Annotated in this window: 16 protein-coding genes, 1 pseudogene and 1 other annotated feature; of the genes and pseudogenes, 4 read left to right on the top strand and 13 right to left on the bottom strand. The window is 53.6% G+C overall.

The window, feature by feature from the left end:
* Positions 1-93 precede the first annotated feature (93 nt).
* From thrC to yjjY, 6 genes and pseudogenes are all read right to left on the bottom strand, one after another.
* Positions 94-1,380 (bottom strand): threonine synthase, encoded by a 1,287-nt coding sequence (gene thrC, locus EHN07_RS08535; protein ID WP_124023749.1) that lies wholly within the window; start codon positions 1,378-1,380, stop codon positions 94-96.
* 3 nt (positions 1,381-1,383) lie between these two features.
* Positions 1,384-2,313, bottom strand: coding sequence for a homoserine kinase (gene thrB / locus EHN07_RS08530; protein ID WP_124023748.1), 930 nt, complete (start codon positions 2,311-2,313; stop codon positions 1,384-1,386).
* A gap of 1 nt (position 2,314) precedes the next feature.
* On the bottom strand, positions 2,315-4,777 hold the full coding sequence (gene thrA / locus EHN07_RS08525; RefSeq protein WP_124023747.1) for a bifunctional aspartate kinase/homoserine dehydrogenase I: 2,463 nt from the start codon (positions 4,775-4,777) through the stop codon (positions 2,315-2,317).
* 26 nt (positions 4,778-4,803) lie between these two features.
* Positions 4,804-4,921: a sequence feature (Thr leader region), on the bottom strand.
* Entirely contained in the window at positions 4,860-4,928 is a 69-nt protein-coding gene (gene thrL / locus EHN07_RS20850; RefSeq protein WP_124023751.1) for a thr operon leader peptide, read from the bottom strand. Its footprint overlaps the feature before it by 62 nt.
* Positions 4,929-5,112: 184 nt before the next feature.
* Entirely contained in the window at positions 5,113-5,814 is a 702-nt protein-coding gene (locus tag EHN07_RS08515) for a tRNA/rRNA methyltransferase (RefSeq protein ID WP_124023746.1), read from the bottom strand.
* A 401-nt stretch (positions 5,815-6,215) separates the two neighbouring features.
* Positions 6,216-6,358, bottom strand: a pseudogene (yjjY, locus tag EHN07_RS08510) (YjjY family protein).
* Positions 6,359-6,454: 96 nt separating this feature from the next.
* Here yjjY and arcA point away from each other — a divergent pair.
* A complete protein-coding gene (arcA, locus tag EHN07_RS08505; protein WP_034459438.1) occupies positions 6,455-7,171 on the top strand; it encodes a two-component system response regulator ArcA in 717 nt (238 codons plus the stop codon).
* Between the two features lie 130 nt (positions 7,172-7,301).
* Here arcA and creA read toward each other — a convergent pair whose 3' ends face one another.
* Entirely contained in the window at positions 7,302-7,772 is a 471-nt protein-coding gene (gene creA, locus EHN07_RS08500) for a protein CreA (RefSeq protein WP_124023745.1), read from the bottom strand.
* Between the two features lie 207 nt (positions 7,773-7,979).
* On the opposite strand from creA, the gene robA reads away from it, so the two are divergent.
* The gene (gene robA, locus EHN07_RS08495; protein WP_124023744.1) at positions 7,980-8,849 is read left to right on the top strand and encodes an MDR efflux pump AcrAB transcriptional activator RobA; all 870 of its coding nucleotides are present in this window, start codon (positions 7,980-7,982) and stop codon (positions 8,847-8,849) included.
* Positions 8,850-8,919: 70 nt separating this feature from the next.
* Here the strand turns inward: robA and gpmB are convergent, their stop codons facing one another.
* Positions 8,920-9,567, bottom strand: a complete 648-nt coding sequence (gene gpmB / locus EHN07_RS08490; protein ID WP_124023743.1) for a 2,3-diphosphoglycerate-dependent phosphoglycerate mutase GpmB — start codon at positions 9,565-9,567, stop codon at positions 8,920-8,922.
* A gap of 51 nt (positions 9,568-9,618) precedes the next feature.
* Here gpmB and yjjX point away from each other — a divergent pair, with 51 nt between their 5' ends.
* Positions 9,619-10,134, top strand: coding sequence for an inosine/xanthosine triphosphatase (gene yjjX, locus EHN07_RS08485; protein WP_124023750.1), 516 nt, complete (start codon positions 9,619-9,621; stop codon positions 10,132-10,134).
* Here yjjX and trpR read toward each other — a convergent pair.
* Positions 10,131-10,460, bottom strand: coding sequence for a trp operon repressor (gene trpR / locus EHN07_RS08480; RefSeq protein WP_124023742.1), 330 nt, complete (start codon positions 10,458-10,460; stop codon positions 10,131-10,133). The two genes, yjjX and trpR, sit on opposite strands and share 4 nt — an antisense overlap.
* A gap of 55 nt (positions 10,461-10,515) precedes the next feature.
* Complete coding sequence (gene sltY / locus EHN07_RS08475; RefSeq protein ID WP_124023741.1) at positions 10,516-12,450, bottom strand: murein transglycosylase; 1,935 nt, start codon at positions 12,448-12,450, stop codon at positions 10,516-10,518.
* Between the two features lie 231 nt (positions 12,451-12,681).
* Here sltY and ettA point away from each other — a divergent pair, with 231 nt between their 5' ends.
* A complete protein-coding gene (gene ettA, locus EHN07_RS08470; protein WP_124023740.1) occupies positions 12,682-14,349 on the top strand; it encodes an energy-dependent translational throttle protein EttA in 1,668 nt (555 codons plus the stop codon).
* Between the two features lie 46 nt (positions 14,350-14,395).
* On the opposite strand, the gene nadR is transcribed toward ettA, so the two are convergent.
* The 3 genes from nadR to serB are packed head-to-tail and all read right to left on the bottom strand — an operon-like array spanning position 14,396 to position 18,023.
* Positions 14,396-15,628 carry a multifunctional transcriptional regulator/nicotinamide-nucleotide adenylyltransferase/ribosylnicotinamide kinase NadR gene (gene nadR / locus EHN07_RS08465; RefSeq protein ID WP_124023739.1) on the bottom strand — a complete coding sequence of 411 codons (1,233 nt, stop codon included), beginning with the start codon at positions 15,626-15,628 and terminating at the stop codon, positions 14,396-14,398.
* 35 nt (positions 15,629-15,663) lie between these two features.
* Positions 15,664-17,046 carry a DNA repair protein RadA gene (radA, locus tag EHN07_RS08460; RefSeq protein WP_124023738.1) on the bottom strand — a complete coding sequence of 461 codons (1,383 nt, stop codon included), beginning with the start codon at positions 17,044-17,046 and terminating at the stop codon, positions 15,664-15,666.
* Complete coding sequence (gene serB, locus EHN07_RS08455) at positions 17,046-18,023, bottom strand: phosphoserine phosphatase (RefSeq protein ID WP_124023737.1); 978 nt, start codon at positions 18,021-18,023, stop codon at positions 17,046-17,048. Before serB ends, radA begins: the two co-directional genes overlap by 1 nt.
* Between the last annotated feature and the right edge of the window lie 46 nt (positions 18,024-18,069).

Here is an 18,069-nt window from a genome sequence, read left to right as displayed (position 1 = left end):
ACAAGGAAAATCAATTTATTGATTTCGGCTGATAACCACAAAGAAGGAAAAACCACGCTTTTTCCTTCTTTGTCAGCAATTTACCTTACCGCTTTATGCCTTTTTCATCATCAATTCGCGCAACGCGGCAAAATCCGCAGGCAGATGATGGGAAAGCAGCGGCAGCTCCGCGCGCTCGGCAAGCTCAGCGGGCAGTGGCAGAGTTTCCCCGAGGATCTCCTCCACGCTTTCTTTGAATTTTGCCGGATGCGCGGTGCCCAGGAACAGACCATATTCGCCCGGTTTTAGCTGGTCACGCAGCGCACGATAAGCGATAGCCGCGTGTGGCTCAGAAATATAGCCTACCGCTTTGAGCTCTTTCATCGTGGCTGTGGTGGTTTCGTCGGTGACAGTCGCATAACCGAGGTCGGTCAGACGCCAGGTTTTGCGGCGGAACAGCTCTTCTACGCGCGGCCAGTTGTTCGGCTGGCTGACATCCATCGCGTTAGACAGCGTAGCCACCGTGGTTTTTGGAGCCCATGCGCCATTCGTCAGGAAGCGCGGAACGGTATCGTTGGCGTTGGTCGCCGCGATAAAGCGCTTGATGGGTAAGCCCAGAGATTTTGCCAGCAGGCCCGCCGTCAGATCGCCAAAGTTGCCGCTGGGTACGGAAACCACCAGCTGATTGCGAGCTTCTTGTGGCAGCTGTGCCACCGCTTCAAAGTAGTAGCAAATCTGCGCCAGCAGGCGGCTGATGTTGATAGAGTTGGCGGAGTTTAACCCCAGCGCCGCTTTCAGCTCTTCGTCATCAAAGGCCTGTTTCACCAGCGCCTGGCAGGCATCGAAATCGCCGTCAATGGCTACGGTTTCAATGTTTCCACCGAGGGTGCAGAACAGTTTTTCCTGCAGTGGGCTGATTTTTCCGCGCGGGTACAGAATCACCACGCGCACGTTTTTCAGGCCGTAGAACGCGTGGGCAACCGCCGCACCGGTGTCACCGGATGTCGCGGTCAGAATAGTTACAGGTTTGTCGCCGCTGATATGCGTCAGCATCTGCGCCATAAAGCGGCCGCCGAAATCTTTAAACGCCAGCGTTGGACCGTGGAATAGCTCAAGGCAGCCGATATCTGGCTCTACGCTTTTCACCGGTGCAGGGAAAGCAAACGCCGCACGCACACGTTCCTCGAGAATTTCTTGCGGGATTTCATCACCGATAAATGCAGACAAAATCTTACTGCTGCGAGTGACGAAATCCATCTTCAACATTGCGTCGACTTCGGTCAGTTCAAATTCCGGCAAGTCGTGAGGAAAAAACAGCCCCTGCTGTTTACCCAACCCCTGCACAATTGCCTGGGCAAAAGTGACCTGCTCATTATGATCTTTAAGGTTATACAGTTTCATGCGTTATCCCAGAACTCGTGCGCCCGCCGTGTCCAGACGGCAAATATGTACAAAACCTTCCTGGTTCTGCAAATAGTGTTGGCTGAGCCAGTCAGCCACGCGTTGTGCGGTGTCAGTGTTATCGCACAGCGCAAAAAGAGTTGGGCCGGAACCCGAAATACCACTCGCCAGTGCGCCAATATCCGCGGCGGCCTGCCGTGCTTCGCTAAAGCGCGGCAGCAATTTTGCGCGGTAAGGCTCGGCAATCACATCGCGCATCAGCTTTGCCGCAAGCTGCGGCTGGCGAGTGTGGCAGGCGTGAATAAAGCCCGCCAGATGGCGACCATGGCTAATGCAATCCTGGCGGCGATACTGCGCCGGTAGAATCGCGCGCGCTTCAGCGGTGGACACTTTGATCCCCGGATACGCCAGCACCCACAGCCACTCATCAAAACCCGGCACCGACTGGCTGATGATGCCATTTTCTTCAATCATCAACTGCATGCCGCCGAGGAAGCACGGCGCCACGTTATCGTAGTGAACGCTGCCGGAGATGCGCCCTTCCAGTTCCCCCATCAGGCTCAGCAAGCGGGTGTCGCTTAGCGGTTTGCCGCAATATTCATTCATCGCCATTAAGCCTGCGACCACCGAACAGGCGCTCGACCCCAGACCGGAGCCAATCGGCATGCTTTTTTCCAGCGTCATGGCCACCGGAATATTTTTGCCGATTTCCTGGCAGAAACGCTCCCAGCATTGGTAAACGATATTTTCGCGCGGTTCATCAGGTAACTTGCTGGCGAAGCGTCCAATATTATTCAAACTGAAAGTGTCTGCCGCTTCGACCGTCACGTAATCGCCAAGCAGCGAGCCATCAATCGGCGAAACCGCCGCCCCCAGCACATCAAACCCGACGCTCATATTGGCGCTGGAAGCCGGGGCATATACTTTAACCATCTTAAACTCCTAACTTCCATGACAAAGTGCGCAATAAGTCGGCGAAAACACCGGCGGCGGTGACATCGTTTCCTGCGCCATAACCGCGCAGCACCAGCGGTAACGGCTGATAATAATGGCTGTAGAAGGCCAGCGCATTCTCGCCGTTTTTAACTTTATACAACGGGTCGTTACCATCGACCGCATCAATTTTAACTTTGCAGCTACCGTCTGCTTCGATTACGCCAACATAGCGCAGCGCTTTTCCTTCGTCGCGGGCTTTCGCCACGCGCGCTGAAAACTCGTCATCCAGGCGCGGTAAACGCGCCATAAATGATTCCACATCACCTGTGGCATCAAAAGACTCAGGCAGAACGGATTCGATAACAATATCGGACAGCTCAAAGTGGCTGCCGGTTTCACGGGCCAGGATCAGCAGCTTGCGCGCCACGTCCATGCCGGACAGATCGTCACGCGGGTCCGGTTCGGTATACCCCATTTCACGGGCCATTTTGGTGGCTTCCGACAGGCTCATGCCTTCATCCAGCTTGCCAAAAATAAACGACAGCGAGCCGGAAAGCACGCCGGTGAAACGTTTTAATTCATCGCCCGCGTTCAGCAAGTTTTGCAGGTTTTCAATAACCGGCAGGCCTGCGCCCACGTTGGTATCGTAAAGGAATTTACGGCGTGATTTCGCCGCCGCATTACGCATCTGGTGGTAGTAGTTCATGGTCGAGGTGTTCGCCTTTTTGTTCGGCGTCACCACGTGGAAACCTTCACTCAGGAAATCCGCGTACTGATCGGCCACCGCCTGGCTGGAAGTACAGTCCACAATCACCGGGTTGAGCAGGTGGTACTCTTTCACCAGGCGAATCAGGCGGCCAAGGTTGAACGGCTCTTTTGCCTGCGCCAGCTCTTCCTGCCAGTTATCCAGATTCAGGCCGTGAATATTGGTCAGCAGGGCTTTTGAGTTCGCAATGCCGCAGACGCGTAAATCGATATGTTTTTGCTTGAGCCACGCCTGCTGGCGCTTCACCTGCTCCATCAATGCCGTCCCCACGCCGCCGACGCCAATCAGGAAGACTTCGATAACCTGGTCGGTATTGAACAGCATCTGATGGGTAACGCGCACGCCGGTGGTGGCATCGTCATTGCTGACGACCACAGAGATTGAACGCTCTGACGATCCCTGTGCAATCGCCACAATGTTGATATTGGCGCGGGCAAGGGCGGCGAAGAATTTGGCAGAAATGCCGCGCAGCGTGCGCATACCGTCACCCACAACGGAGATAATCGCCAGATGCTCCATGATTGCCAGCGGTTCAAGCAGGCCTTCTTTCAGCTCAAGATAGAACTCATCATCCATCGCGCGGCGCGCACGCCCGCAATCGGCCTGCGGGACACAGAAGCTGATGCTGTATTCAGAGGATGACTGAGTGATCAGCACCACCGAAATTCCGGCGCGTGACATCGCAGCAAAGACACGCGCCGCCATCCCCACCATCCCCTTCATCCCTGGGCCTGAAACGTTAAACATCGCCATGTTATTCAGATTCGTAATGCCTTTAACCGGCAGTTCATCCTCGTCACTTTCGGCGCCGATTAAGGTGCCGGGCGCCTGCGGGTTTCCGGTATTTTTTATCAGACAAGGGATTTGGAACTGCGCGATGGGGGAGATAGTACGTGGGTGCAGAACTTTAGCGCCGAAGTAAGAAAGCTCCATGGCTTCCTGATACGACATGGATTTCAGCAATCTCGCGTCGGGTACCTGGCGCGGGTCGCAGGTATAAACGCCGTCGACGTCGGTCCAGATCTCGCAGCAATCGGCACGTAAACAGGCCGCCAGCACGGCCGCTGAGTAGTCAGAACCATTGCGTCCTAACACCACCAGCTCGCCTTTATCGTTCCCGGCAGTAAAGCCCGCCATCAGGATCATATGGTCAGCCGGAATGCGGCTGGCCGCGATGCGACGCGTGGATTCAGCGATATCCACGGTGGACTCAAGGTAATGCCCAACGGCGAGCAGTTTCTCAACCGGGTTGATAACCGTCACGCTGTGGCCGCGGGCTTTAAGCAGTTCAGCCATGATGGCGATGGAAAGCTTTTCACCCCGGCAGATAATCGCCGCATTGATGCTGTCCGGGCACTGCCCCAGCAGGCTGATACCATGCAGCACATGCTTCAGTTGAGCAAACTCCTGGTCAACAAACGCTTTAAGCTGTGCGAGCGGGAAACCCGACTGCGCATCGGCAAGGCCGTTAAGCAACTGGTTAAAAATGTGTTCTACGTCGCTGATATTCGGTAAAGCATCCAGGCCGCCAATGGTTTTTTCAATCATGGCTACGAGGTGATTGGTAATTTTTGCCGGGGCAGACAGCACGGTAGCCACCTGCCCCTGTTTGGCATTGCTTTCCAGGATGTCGGCAACGCGCAGAAAACGCTCCGCATTTGCCACTGAAGTACCACCGAATTTCAACACTCGCATTTGTTATTACCCTTGAGTTTTTAGTTCAAAAAAAAGCCCGCACTGTTTAGGTGCGGGCTTTTTTCGTTTTTCCTGGTATGCGTCAGCCCGCACCGTTACCTGTGGTAATGGTGGTGGTAATCATTGTGGTCATCGGGCTGATACGGATCATGGATGTTGTGTGCTCGTCATCTGATTTACCTGTATTGACTAAAGTATCCGCCAGGTTAAGTCAATTTATTTTTAATTTTACTCCTGCCTGTGACACAGCAGTTGAGCACTGATAAATCATTAGAAAATTCGCTTATTACCCTGAGCCGCAGGGGAAATCACCGCTTATCCTCACTGGTATTGGTTCAGTTATCAGTATTTTTCTCTGGTAACTTTTTTTCAATATCATGGAGCAAGCGATGCAACATTGCCGTATCGCGTTGGGCTAACAGACCAAGACGCTGCTGCAGCCAGTCGGCCAGTTTTTGGTCATCGCTGGCATCCACTCGTTCAAGCAGCGCGGTGATGCGGGAGCGCAGCGCATTTAATTGCTGAACATCTACGGCATCCGATTCTGCAGACGCCTGTTGCATCAGCGCAGAGAGCTGGTAGCAGTAAACCATCACCGCCTGGCCAAGATTCAGCGACGGATAATCCGCCACCATTGGCACGCCGGTTAAGACATCCGCCAGCTCAAGCTCTTCGTTGGTTAGCCCTGAATCTTCACGCCCAAAAACCAATGCCGCAGTCCCTACCCATTGGCGCTTCTCTTCAAGCAGCGGCACTAATTGCTGCGGCGTGGCGTAGTAATGAAATTTGGCGCGGCTACGGGCGGTGGTCGCAATGGTAAAATCGACGTCATATAGCGCTTGTGCAAGCGTAGGGAAATGCTGGGCATTCTCCAGCACCTCGCCGGACCCATGAGCGACCCAGCGAGCTTCAGGCTGGCGGTCGGCCTCGCTATCAACAATCCGCAATTGGGCAAAGCCCATGGTTTTCATGGCGCGGGCGGCCGCCCCGACATTTTCAGCCCTCGCAGGGGCGACTAAAATAATTAAAAAACGCATTAAAACTCTCTTAAAAAAGGATCTGCTAATCAATATTCACAAAATTCAAATGATAATACGCGGCAAAAATTTACATTAAGGCAACATTAACCGATAAAATAGCGGCAATACGAATCATAAGCATCCTGAATGCTTACCGGTGGTAAGACCTGCAAACACAAATGCGACAAACAGAATTATCTTATTGTTTTATATAGATAAAAAACAGATACAATGCCGCTATCAATTTGATTGATAATCTTTACCAATCGCCTGCCGTAACTATTCTGGCGAGTAAAAAATTGTGATGAAAGGTGGCAAAACGCTGCGATGATTTCATCAAACTGTTAACGTGCTACAATTGAATTTGATATATGTCAACGAAGCGTAGTTTTCTCAGATGTCTAAAGCGGTCCTGCCTGTTATGTTGCTGTTAAAATGGTATAGGATAACAACCGTTTTTGACACCGTCGGGTCCAGAGGGAAAAGTGCCCACGACCAAGCTAATGATGTTGTTGACGTTGATGGAAAATGCATCAAGAACGCAATTACGTACTTTAGTCATGTTACGCCCAGCATGTTAATTTTTGACATGTATTAGGCAGGTCAGGGACTTTTGTACTTCCTGTTTCGATTTAGTTGGCAATTTTAGGTAGCAAGCATGCAGACCCCGCATATTCTTATCGTCGAAGACGAATTAGTAACACGCAATACGTTAAAGAGCATTTTTGAAGCTGAAGGTTATGATGTATTCGAAGCGACCGATGGCGCTGAAATGCATCAAATCCTTTCCGATAATGACATCAATCTGGTCATTATGGACATCAATCTGCCAGGTAAAAACGGCCTGCTGCTGGCGCGTGAACTGCGTGAGCAAGCCAATGTGGCGTTAATGTTCCTGACCGGCCGCGACAACGAAGTGGATAAAATCCTTGGCCTTGAAATTGGTGCAGATGATTACATCACTAAGCCGTTCAACCCACGTGAATTAACCATTCGTGCGCGTAACCTGTTGTCTCGCACCATGAACCTGGGAGCAATCAGCGAAGAACGTCGTTCCGTTGAAAGCTACAAGTTCAATGGCTGGGAGCTGGATATCAATAGCCGTTCGCTGGTTAGCCCAAATGGCGAGCAGTACAAGCTGCCGCGTAGCGAATTCCGCGCGATGCTGCACTTCTGCGAAAACCCAGGGAAAATTCAGTCCCGTGCTGAATTGCTGAAAAAGATGACCGGCCGTGAGCTGAAGCCGCACGACCGTACTGTTGATGTGACCATTCGTCGTATTCGTAAGCACTTCGAATCGACTCCGGATACACCTGAGATCATCGCCACTATCCATGGTGAAGGTTATCGCTTCTGCGGCGATTTACAGGAATAAACCTGTAATCAACTTGAATACGAAAGGGCGGATTTTATCCGCCCTTTTCTTTTGCCTGCTGAAACCTCTGCTCCACCCGCGGGCTATACCGCACCGGCAATTATCGTGAGCTGGCAGCATTATGGCGCAGTTACTTCCACGGCATAATCGGCACCGCACTCAGCGCATTTTTAGGTGAACCTTCAACCACCTTGTCGGAGTACGCCAGGTAGGCCAGGGTGTTGCGTTTGGCATCATAGAAGCGCACGACCTGCAGCTTTTTGAACACCAGCGAGGTGCGTTTGCGAAAGACAACATCGCCCTGTGTTTTACCCGCTTTGATTTTCTCGCTTAGCTCAACCGGCCCGACCTGCTGGCAAGAAATCGCTGCGTCTGAGGTATCTTCTGCCAGTCCCAGCCCGCCTTTAATGCCGCCCGTTTTTGCCCGGCTAATATAGCAGGTGACGTTTTTAACATCGGGGTCATCAAATGCCTCGACAACGATTTTATGGTCAGGACCAAACACTTTGAAAACGGTATCCACGGAGCCGATCTCTTCCGCCCGCACTCCCAGTGAAATAACCAGCAATGAACTTAGTAAAACTAAAACTTTATATTTCATATTGTTACCATTAATTAAGATTGCTTTAGTGAACTATTCACACTTTGGGCTAAAAAAACGTTAAATATCACGTTATTAATAAAATTGTCGCAATGAGTAACTAATTTTGGCACGTATTGTTAAAAAAAACGCTGAATGTCAGCATGACAAAAAATGCTATCATCGCCCACATTAACGGCATTCGCCGTATCAGGATGAGGATATTATATGGATCAGGCAGGGATCATTCGCGATCTATTAACCTGGCTGGAAAGCCATCTGGATCGGCCACTCTCCCTCGATAATGTGGCGGCAAAGGCAGGCTATTCCAAGTGGCATCTGCAACGGATGTTCAAAGATGTCACGGGCCATGCCATTGGCGCATACATTCGTGCTCGTCGTTTATCAAAATCTGCCGTGGCACTACGTTTAACCGCGCGTCCCATTCTTGATATTGCTCTGCAGTACCGTTTTGATTCACAGCAGACCTTTACCCGCGCCTTCAAAAAGCAGTTTGCTCAAACGCCCGCGCTTTATCGCCGCTCCCCTGACTGGAGCGCATTCGGCATGCGTCCACCGCTGCGCTTAGATGAGTATATTCTGCCGCAGGCGCAATTTGTCACGCTGCCGGAAACGGATCTGGTAGGCGTCACGCAAAGCTACAGCTGTACGCTTGAGCAAATCTCTGATTTCCGTAACGAAATGCGCATCCAGTTCTGGACTCAGTTCCTCGGCAACTCGCCTACGCTGCCGCGCGTGCTGTACGGTTTGCACGAGCCTCGCCCAAGCGCCGAGAAAGATGACGAACAGGCCGTATTTTATACCACGGCTCTGACGCCGGAAATGGCGAATGGGTTCCTGCCAGACTCGCATCCGGTCAGGCTTGAGGGTGGGGATTACGTCCAGTTCGACTATGAAGGACCCGGCACCGGCCTGCAGGAGTTTATCCTGACGATTTACGGTACCTGCATGCCGTCGTTGAACCTGACTCGTCGTAAGGGGCAGGATATTGAACGCTTCTTCCCGCAGGAAGAAGCGCGTCTTGATGACCGACCAATGCAAATCCGCTGCGAATATCTGATCCCGGTACGTCGTTAAAAAGTAAGTGATTCGGGTAAGTGAGTGCAGCCAACACCCCTGCAACTCGAAGGATGATGGGTAGACGTCGTTAACGCTGTAACTCATCCAACGCAGGGGCGTCTAAGTGCGAGATGTCCCCTGCCGTTTCCACCACCCAGCCGGATGCCAGCCACGGGCTTTGCTGGTGATCGACCCGGGAAATGGAACAGTTTCTTAGACGTAAGCGACGTTCGGCCCACGCAGGCAAGCCCAGAATGGTGCTCACAAGGCAGCCCAGCGCCATACCGTGACTGACCAGCAACGGGCGACTTCCCTCGGGTAAATCCAGGCAAGCATTTAAAGCGGCGTGCATACGTTCGCTCATCTCTGCCATGCTTTCGCCTTCGGGGATACGCCCGTCAGCCGTGCCGTTCACCAGCTGCCGACGCCATCCCTCTTCTTCTTCGTTCAGCGTGTCAAGACTGCGACGTTCTAACACGCCCATATCCAGCTCGCGTAGGCGCGCATCGAGGGTGACCTCAACGCCACACGCCAGCGCGATGATCTCAGCGGTGCGGCGGGTTCGCCCCAAATCGCTGGCAATCACATGGGTAATGCCTAATGTTTTGGCACGCTCGGCAACCTGCTCGGCCTGACGTTCCCCTTTTTCAGTCAGCGCACTGTCTGACTGGCCCTGAATGCGGCGCTGCGCATTCCACTGCGTTTCGCCGTGGCGAACAAGGTATACCTGTAACATGCGTTTTATCCGTTATACTGCGGCAACAATTTCTTGAGAGTTTCACTGATTATGTACCATGTCGTCTGCGCAACAACCAATCCTGCCAAAATTCAGGCAATTCACCAGGCATTCGACGATATCTATGGCGAGGGATGCTGCCATATTGAGCCTGTCGCCGTCGATAGCGGCGTGCCCGAACAGCCGTTTGGCAACCATGAAACGCGAACTGGCGCACGATGCCGGGTAATGAATGCCCGCCAGGTTCGCCCGGAAGCTGATTTTTGGGTCGCGGTGGAAGCGGGAATTGATGACGACAGTACGTTTAGCTGGGTGGTAGTTGAAAACCAGAATCAGCGCGGCGAAGCCCGCTCGGCAACGCTACCGCTGCCGGCGGTCATTCTTGAAAAGGTACGTGCAGGCGCAGCTTTAGGACCGGTGATGTCGACCTATACGGGTATCGATAAAATTGGCCGTAAAGAGGGGGCGATTGGGGTTTTCACCGCCGGGAAGCTGACTCGCAGTAGCGTTTACCATCAGGCGGTTATTCTGGCGTTAAGCCCGTTCCATAACGACGTTTATCGTTAATTTTTGCCACTCAGCAGCTCCTGCTCCAGCCAGGCGCGTAATGCGGGCGGAGCAGACTTCAGGCTGTTTGATCCACGCGTGATGGTGGCAATTCCCGCACCCAGTTCATTTTTAAGTTCACGCTGGCTCATCTCGCCGCGTAATAGCTCTTCAATAATTCTGACCCGCGTCCCCAGGGCCGTGCGTTCGTCTGGCGTCAGCAACAGCATCAACAGCGGCATATGCAGCTGTTGATCAAATGATTGCTGTAGCAACGCCACAAAGCGGAGCCACTCCTGATTACTTTGCTCGGCGTGCTCTGCCGAATATTGAGAGTGCTGAGTCATGTTATGCCACCATACTATTCAACTAGTACGCAAGCATAACATAGCGCGCGCAAAATCAATAACGCCGTTGCCACTCGCTATCGGTGAGTAGCGGCTTAGATTTGCCCATGAAATAACTGTAGTAGGCATCGTAAGCCAGCACGTTTTTCACATATCCGCGCGTTTCTGAGAAGGGAATACTCTCGACAAACGCCACCGCGTCGATGCGCCCGGCGCTGTTGCCAAGCCAGGTTCTGACGCGTCCAGGCCCGGCGTTATACGCCGCTGATGAGAAAATCCGGTTATTCTCAAACTGCTGATAAACATACTGCAAATAGCTCGTCCCGATGTTGATATTGGTATCCGGGTCCAGCAGTTGGCTGGTGCTGGAGTAACCCGGAATAGTAAACATCTTCACGGTGTGCGTTGCGGTACCCGGCATGATTTGCATTAAACCGCTGGCGCCAACCGGCGATCTCACTTTCGGGTTCCAGGCGCTTTCCTGGCGCGCAATCGCCATCGCATAGCTTTGCGAGATATCTTTTCCGCTCACGTAGCGGGAGAACGTATCTTTGTACGCCAGCGGAAAACGCTCTTCGAGATGATCCCAAAGCTTGCCGGCGATCGTTGCCTGCACGCTCAGATCCCACCAGTTTTGATCGAACGCGTAACGCGCTAGCCCTTCCTGCTCAGGTTTACTGCGGCTGGTTATCAGGTTTGCCCATTCGCTGCGCGCGGTGTTATCCAGGCTCCAGTACATCAGCTCACGAACACGCGCCATTTCTGGCCCTTGTACCAACGCTGGGTTTACCGCCGCCGCTTTATCTACGCGTAACGGATACTCTTCCCCTAAACGCTGGGCCGCTATCATCGGGTAGAATCCACGCTGCTGCATCAACGCATGGAGGATCTCTTTGGCTTCCGTCTCGCGTCCGCGCTCCATCAGCAGATCTGCCTGCCAGTAGCGCCATTCATCTTTCTCTTTGGCTGCCATAGGCAAACGCGCAAGCCAGGTATTCAGGCCATGTCGATCGCCGCTACCCAGCGCCATACGCACACGGCGTTCAATCAGGCTTGTCGACTCAGAACGCATAATCGCATCATCCCGCCAGGCGACCTGTTCAGCGGTGACATCATTACCCATCAGCCGCCAGGCCACGGTGTCTCTTAGCTCCTGGGCCTGAGAATCGTTAAGCTTTTGCGCCTGAATAAGCGCAGGAATCATCATGCGCGCATTTTCTACGTCCTCCCGTGCCACACGGGCAAATGCCACGGCGGCAGCCTGACGACTGAAGTCGGTTGTCCCAACAGTTTGCGCAAAAGTCAGCACGGTATTCGGGTTGTCTTGCAGGTTAATCAGCGCGCTGGAAATGGTCTGGTAATCTGCTGGCATCTGGTTTGCCAGATTTTTAACCAGAGCAGTATTTCCTTCTTTCATCGCCAGGCGGATACGTTCCAGATACGCCAACGGATCCTGGGTGCCGGATGAACGCCACGCCGAGAATAAACGTTCACAGCTCGACGGCAGATTTTTGCCTGTCAGCCACAAATCTTTCGCTCCCGCCCACGCAGCACCAGCCTGGCCGGTATTAAATTTCGCGTAGTAATAATGACACTTTGCTTCCGTCGTGCCCGGTTGGTCCGGGCTAAATGCCAGCAGGCCACGCCAGTCTTCACGACGCGCCAGTTCATTCACAAAGCGTGATTTCAGCACCCGCGCTGGCGGAAGCGTTGGGTTCGCTTCAATAAAACGGCTGACGACGAGCGTTGGCTCATTCATTAAATCGTCAGTAATCTGGCGATATTCGAGATAAGGATAGAGTGGATACTCCTGCAATGTGGGCATGATTCGCGCCACCACATCCATTTGCTTGCGATCCCACGCTTGTTTGATTTGCGCGTAGCGGCTGCGCTGCTCGTCGAGCGAATCCGCACGAACTGCATGAGTTAATGCCGCAAGAGCTGCAATCGCGACCAGCAATTGCCCCACGACTGGTTTGGCTTTCCCCACAGGTTCTCCTCACATTTTCACAGACAGCCTCATGCCGCCATTGGTTATTTGATGCTAACTCTGGTCTCGCAGTTACGCCACGCCAGAAGGCATTATTTTGGCTATCACAGGCTCCACGCCATTTCGGGTAACACATCCCACTTCCCCTGCTGGGATTACCTGCTGAAAACGGCTACACTTCGCCTTTGATACGAACCATCTTACATCACGAAAAAGAGGCGAAGTCGCACTGTGGCTCAATTCGTTTATACCATGCATCGTGTCGGCAAAGTTGTTCCGCCGAAACGTCATATTCTGAAAAATATCTCGCTCAGTTTCTTCCCTGGCGCCAAGATTGGCGTACTGGGTCTGAACGGTTCCGGTAAATCCACGCTGCTGCGCATTATGGCCGGCATTGATACCGACATCGAAGGCGAAGCCCGTCCACAACCCGGCCTGAAAATCGGCTACCTGCCGCAGGAGCCCCAGCTTAACCTTGAGCACACGGTTCGCGAATCCGTTGAAGAAGCCGTGGCTGAAGTGGTTAATGCCCTCAAAGGCCTCGACGAAGTGTATGCCAAATATGCCGAGCCGGATGCTGACTTCGACAAGCTGGCCGCACAACAGGGCAAGTTTGAAGAGATCATTCAGGCGCACGACGGCCATAACCTGAACGTGCAGCTGGAGCGTGCGGCTGATGCACTGCGTCTGCCGGACTGGGATGCGAAAATCGCAAACCTGTCCGGTGGCGAGCGCCGCCGCGTGGCACTTTGCCGCCTGCTGCTCGAAAAACCAGACATGCTGCTGCTCGACGAACCCACCAACCACCTGGATGCAGAATCCGTGGCGTGGCTCGAGCGCTTCCTGCACGACTTCGAAGGGACCGTGGTGGCAATTACCCACGACCGTTACTTCCTCGACAACGTTGCCGGCTGGATCCTGGAACTTGACCGCGGTGAAGGTATTCCGTGGGAAGGTAACTACTCTTCCTGGCTTGAGCAAAAAGACGCGCGTCTGGCTCAGGAAGCCTCAACGGAAGCGGCTCGCCGTAAATCCATTGAGAAAGAGCTGGAGTGGGTTCGCCAGGGCGCTAAAGGCCGTCAGTCTAAAGGCAAGGCCCGTCTGGCTCGCTTTGAAGAGCTGAACAATACCGAATACCAGAAACGTAACGAAACCAACGAGCTGTTTATTCCACCAGGCGCGCGTCTGGGCGATAAAGTCGTTGAAGTGACCAACCTGCGTAAATCCTACAGCGACCGCCTGCTGATTGAAGACCTGTCATTCTCGGTACCGAAAGGCGCGATTGTCGGCATTATCGGGCCGAACGGCGCGGGTAAATCGACCCTGTTCCGTATGATGTCTGGTCAGGAACAGCCTGATAGCGGCAGCATTGAGCTGGGTGAAACCGTGAAACTGGCTTCTGTCGATCAGTTCCGTGACGCGATGGACAACAGCAAAACCGTGTGGGAAGAAGTGTCCGGCGGCCAGGATATTATGCGTGTCGGTAACACCGAGATGCCAAGCCGTGCCTACGTTGGCCGCTTTAACTTTAAAGGCGTTGACCAGGGTAAACGTGTGGGCGAACTGTCCGGCGGCGAGCGTGGTCGTCTGCATCTGGCGAAACTGCTGCAGGTTGGCGGTAACGTCTTGCTGCTCGATGAACCCACCAACGACCTGGATATCGAAACCCTGCGCGCGTTAGAAAACGCCCTGCTGGAATTCCCGGGCTGCGCCATGGTTATCTCCCACGACCGCTGGTTCCTTGACCGTATCGCCACGCACATTCTGGACTACCAGGATGAAGGTAAAGTGGAGTTCTTTGAAGGTAACTTTACCGAGTACGAAGAGTACAAGAAACGCACCCTGGGTGCCGATGCGCTGGAACCGAAGCGTATTAAGTACAAGCGTGTGACTAAGTAATTCGTATGCCCTCACCCTAACCCTCTCCCTGAGGGTTAGGGTGGTTTTACCCCCGCTCGCCAATCATATTCTTCACCAGATCCACGCAGCGCAAGAAGCGCGCATCATAGTCTGACTCTTCCACGTGAACATAGCTGATATTATTCTCATTAAGCATCGACACCAGCAGGTTCTGGAAGGATTTACGATCGGTATCGCTGCCTAAGCTGCGCAAGCCATCGGCCACCCACGGCGTATTGTTCTCGAGCAAAATCACCAGGTCAAAACGGTACTCGTCGATCAACGCCTGCACAAACGGGTGTTCACGCCCTTCATACTTTTTACAGAACGCCTGCGTGGTGACGAAGTCGGTGTCGATAAACGCCACTTTATTGGCATATTTGACTGCGAAATCAACGTACTGAGCGTGCCCAATCGCAATTTTGTCGTAGTCAGAATATTGCAGCGCCATTTCATCGCCGCCGAGGTGTGAAAAGACGTAATCACGCCCGTATTCCCAGGCGCTGGTGGTGTTGAAAATATTGGCGAGCTTATTCACCATCCACGACTTGCCGCTCGACTCGCCGCCCAGAATCGCGACGGTTCTGACAAAGAACGGTTTAACCTCGGTCGGAATATATTCCCAGTAACGGAACGGGTTTTCACGGATCTGCCCGCCGCTGATATTCATAAAGGTACGCTGGGGGTCGATAAGCACCGTTTCGATACCGAGCTGCTCGATAAAGCGCGGCGCATCACTCTCTTCAGAGGTGTAGATGCAATCGGGATTGATCCCTTTGCTTTCCATAAAAGCTTTGATGCCGCGGCTCCAGACATCCCAGCCGTGCGGATAAGGCTCCATTCCCTCTTCGTTAAACGAATGGATACGGATATTTTTCTGGTACTTAAACGTCTGTAGCAGCCAGCGCAGGCGGTCGCCGGTGGTGGGCTGTTGCGACATGGCGCTGTCTTCGAACAGCAAGCGGTCGCGGGTTTCGTCATACCCCATAATGATATGGAGTTCATCGACCTGGCTTGCCGCCCGTTGAATCAGATAGATATGCCCGGTATGCAGCGGATAAAACTTGCCGAACACCACGCCGACTTTTTTCTCACGGCGGGGAAATTCCAGCCCCAGAAAACGGTGCAGCGCTTCCAGCTTCTGCGCGCTGGGGCTTTTGATTTTGGCGTTCAGTAACTGGCTAAGGTAGCCTTTGGTCATGCCGCAGGATTCAGCGACCTGTTGCAGCGTAACGCTCTGCTGACGAATAGCGGTCTTCAGGTATTCGAAAGACGACATGCTCCCTGCTCCTGCAAAATTAGATTAATAATCAATTATAAGTCGTCAAACACCGATAACGCATCCGCCAATTTTTTCACCCCGAAGACCTGCATCCCTTGCGGTAGTTTTTTCGGCACGTTGGCCTGCGGAACAATCGCACGCTTAAAGCCGTGTTTTGCCGCCTCTGAAATACGCTCCTGCCCGCTTGGCACCGGGCGAATTTCGCCTGCCAGCCCGACTTCACCAAACACCACTAAATCTTGCGGTAAAGCGCGATTTCGCAGGCTGGAAACCATCGCCAGCAATAGCGCCAGGTCAGCGCTGGTTTCGGTGACTTTCACCCCGCCCACCACGTTAACAAACACATCCTGGTCCGCCATTTGCAAGCCGCCGTGACGGTGCAAAACGGCGAGTAATATGGCAAGACGGTTTTGTTCAAGGCCCACCGCGACACGGCGCGGGTTGGACATCATCGATTGATCCACCAGCGCCTGAATTTCGACCAGCAGCGGGCGCGTTCCTTCCCACACCACCATCACCGAGCTGCCGGGAGTCACTTCATCGCCGCGGCTCAGGAAAATAGCGGAAGGGTTGCTCACTTCGCGTAGCCCCTGCTCCGTCATGGCAAAGACGCCCAGCTCATTCACCGCACCGAAGCGGTTTTTATGGCTGCGTAGGGTGCGGAAACGTGAATCCGCGTCGCCATCCAGCATTACCGAGCAGTCGATGCAGTGTTCGAGCACTTTTGGCCCCGCCAGTGAACCGTCTTTGGTGACGTGGCCCACCATGATAATCGCCACGCCGCGCGTTTTCGCAAAGCGCGTCAGGTAAGCAGCGGACTCACGCACCTGCGCCACGCTGCCCGGCGACGACTGAACATCCGCCATGTGCATCACCTGAATGGAGTCGATAACCATCAGCTTCGGCGCCTCTTCTTCGGCAATCATGCAGATTTGCTCGATGCCGGTTTCCGAAAGCATATTCAGATTACCGGTCGGCAAACCCAGCCGGTGAGCGCGCATCGCCACCTGTTGCAGAGACTCTTCGCCGGTGACGTACAGCGTTTTCATCTGTTCGCTGAGTTTACACAGCGTTTGCAGCAGCAGGGTGGATTTACCGGCCCCCGGATTACCGCCAATCAAAATCGCGCTGCCAGGCACCACACCACCGCCTAACACACGGTCAAACTCTTTAAAGCCGGTGGAAAAGCGCGGCAGCTCTTCGAGGCTAATATCAGAAAGTTTTTGTACTTTGCTGACGCCTGCGCTACCGGCATAACCGGACAAACGCTCGTTACGCGCAACGGTCGCAGATGCGGCAATCCGCACCTCTGTGATGGTGTTCCACGCATGACAGGCGCTGCATTGCCCCTGCCAGCGAGGATAATCTGCGCCGCATTCGTTACAGACAAATGCGCGTTTCGGAGCTTTTGCCATTAGCGTTCTTCCTGAATAAGGCTGCCGGAGAGAATACAGAACACCCCCATCAAATCGGCGTGACGGATGGTGATTTCCGTTTTCTCATTCACCTTAGGTTTCGCATGATAGGCAATCCCCAGGCCTGCAGATTGGATCATCGGTAAATCATTAGCCCCATCGCCAATCGCGACAATTTGCGCGACCGGAATGTCATATTTATCCGCCAGACGCCTGAGCGTTTCGGCTTTGAACTGCGCATCAACAATCTGGCCGATCACTTCACCCGTCAGCCTGCCGTCGCAAATTTCCAGCTCGTTGGCGACCACCGCATCGAGATGCAGTTTATCGCGCAGGTATTCAGCAAAGAAAGTGAAGCCACCGGAAGCGATCGCGACTTTCCAGCCCAGCGCTTCAAGCTTTAACACCAGAGAAGTCAGCCCTGGCATAAGCGGCAGGTCATCACGCACCTGGCGCAGAATGGCAGCGTTCGCCCCTTTCAGGGTCGCCACGCGCTGTTTCAGGCTGGCGGTGAAATCTAACTCGCCACGCATCGCGCGTTCGGTCACTTCCGCCACCATCTCACCGGTACCCGCCAGTTTGGCGATTTCATCAATACATTCGATCTGAATCGCGGTTGAGTCCATATCCATCACCAGCAGGCCCGGCGTGCGCAGATGCGGAATTTTCCCCAGCGGCGCAACGTCCAGCCCCGCTTCGTGCGCAAGTTTGGTAGCGTGCGGCGTTAATGAACCCGCCAGACGAATAACCTGATAGTCTTCAACACACCATGCGGTGACGATAACCATCGCCGCCCCCAGCTTACGCTGATAGCGGTTCAGGCACTCTTTATCCAGATTGCGACCATACAGCAGCCAGCCGCTGCGGCCAGCACGGTAATCGAGCGGCATGACCTCATCACCACTTAACGATAGCGGCAACCCAGGCCAGAGGGAGACATCGGTCGGCAGGTCGCACCAGGTCAGACTATTTGGCATCACAGCTCCAGAAAAAAGATAAAGGCCAGTACAAAACAACGCATGA

This window comes from Buttiauxella warmboldiae, assembly GCF_003818135.1.
Taxonomy (GTDB): Bacteria; Pseudomonadota; Gammaproteobacteria; order Enterobacterales; family Enterobacteriaceae; genus Buttiauxella; species Buttiauxella warmboldiae.
Note: the sequence above shows the minus strand (reverse complement) of the source record. Positions and strands in the feature narration are given on the sequence as shown.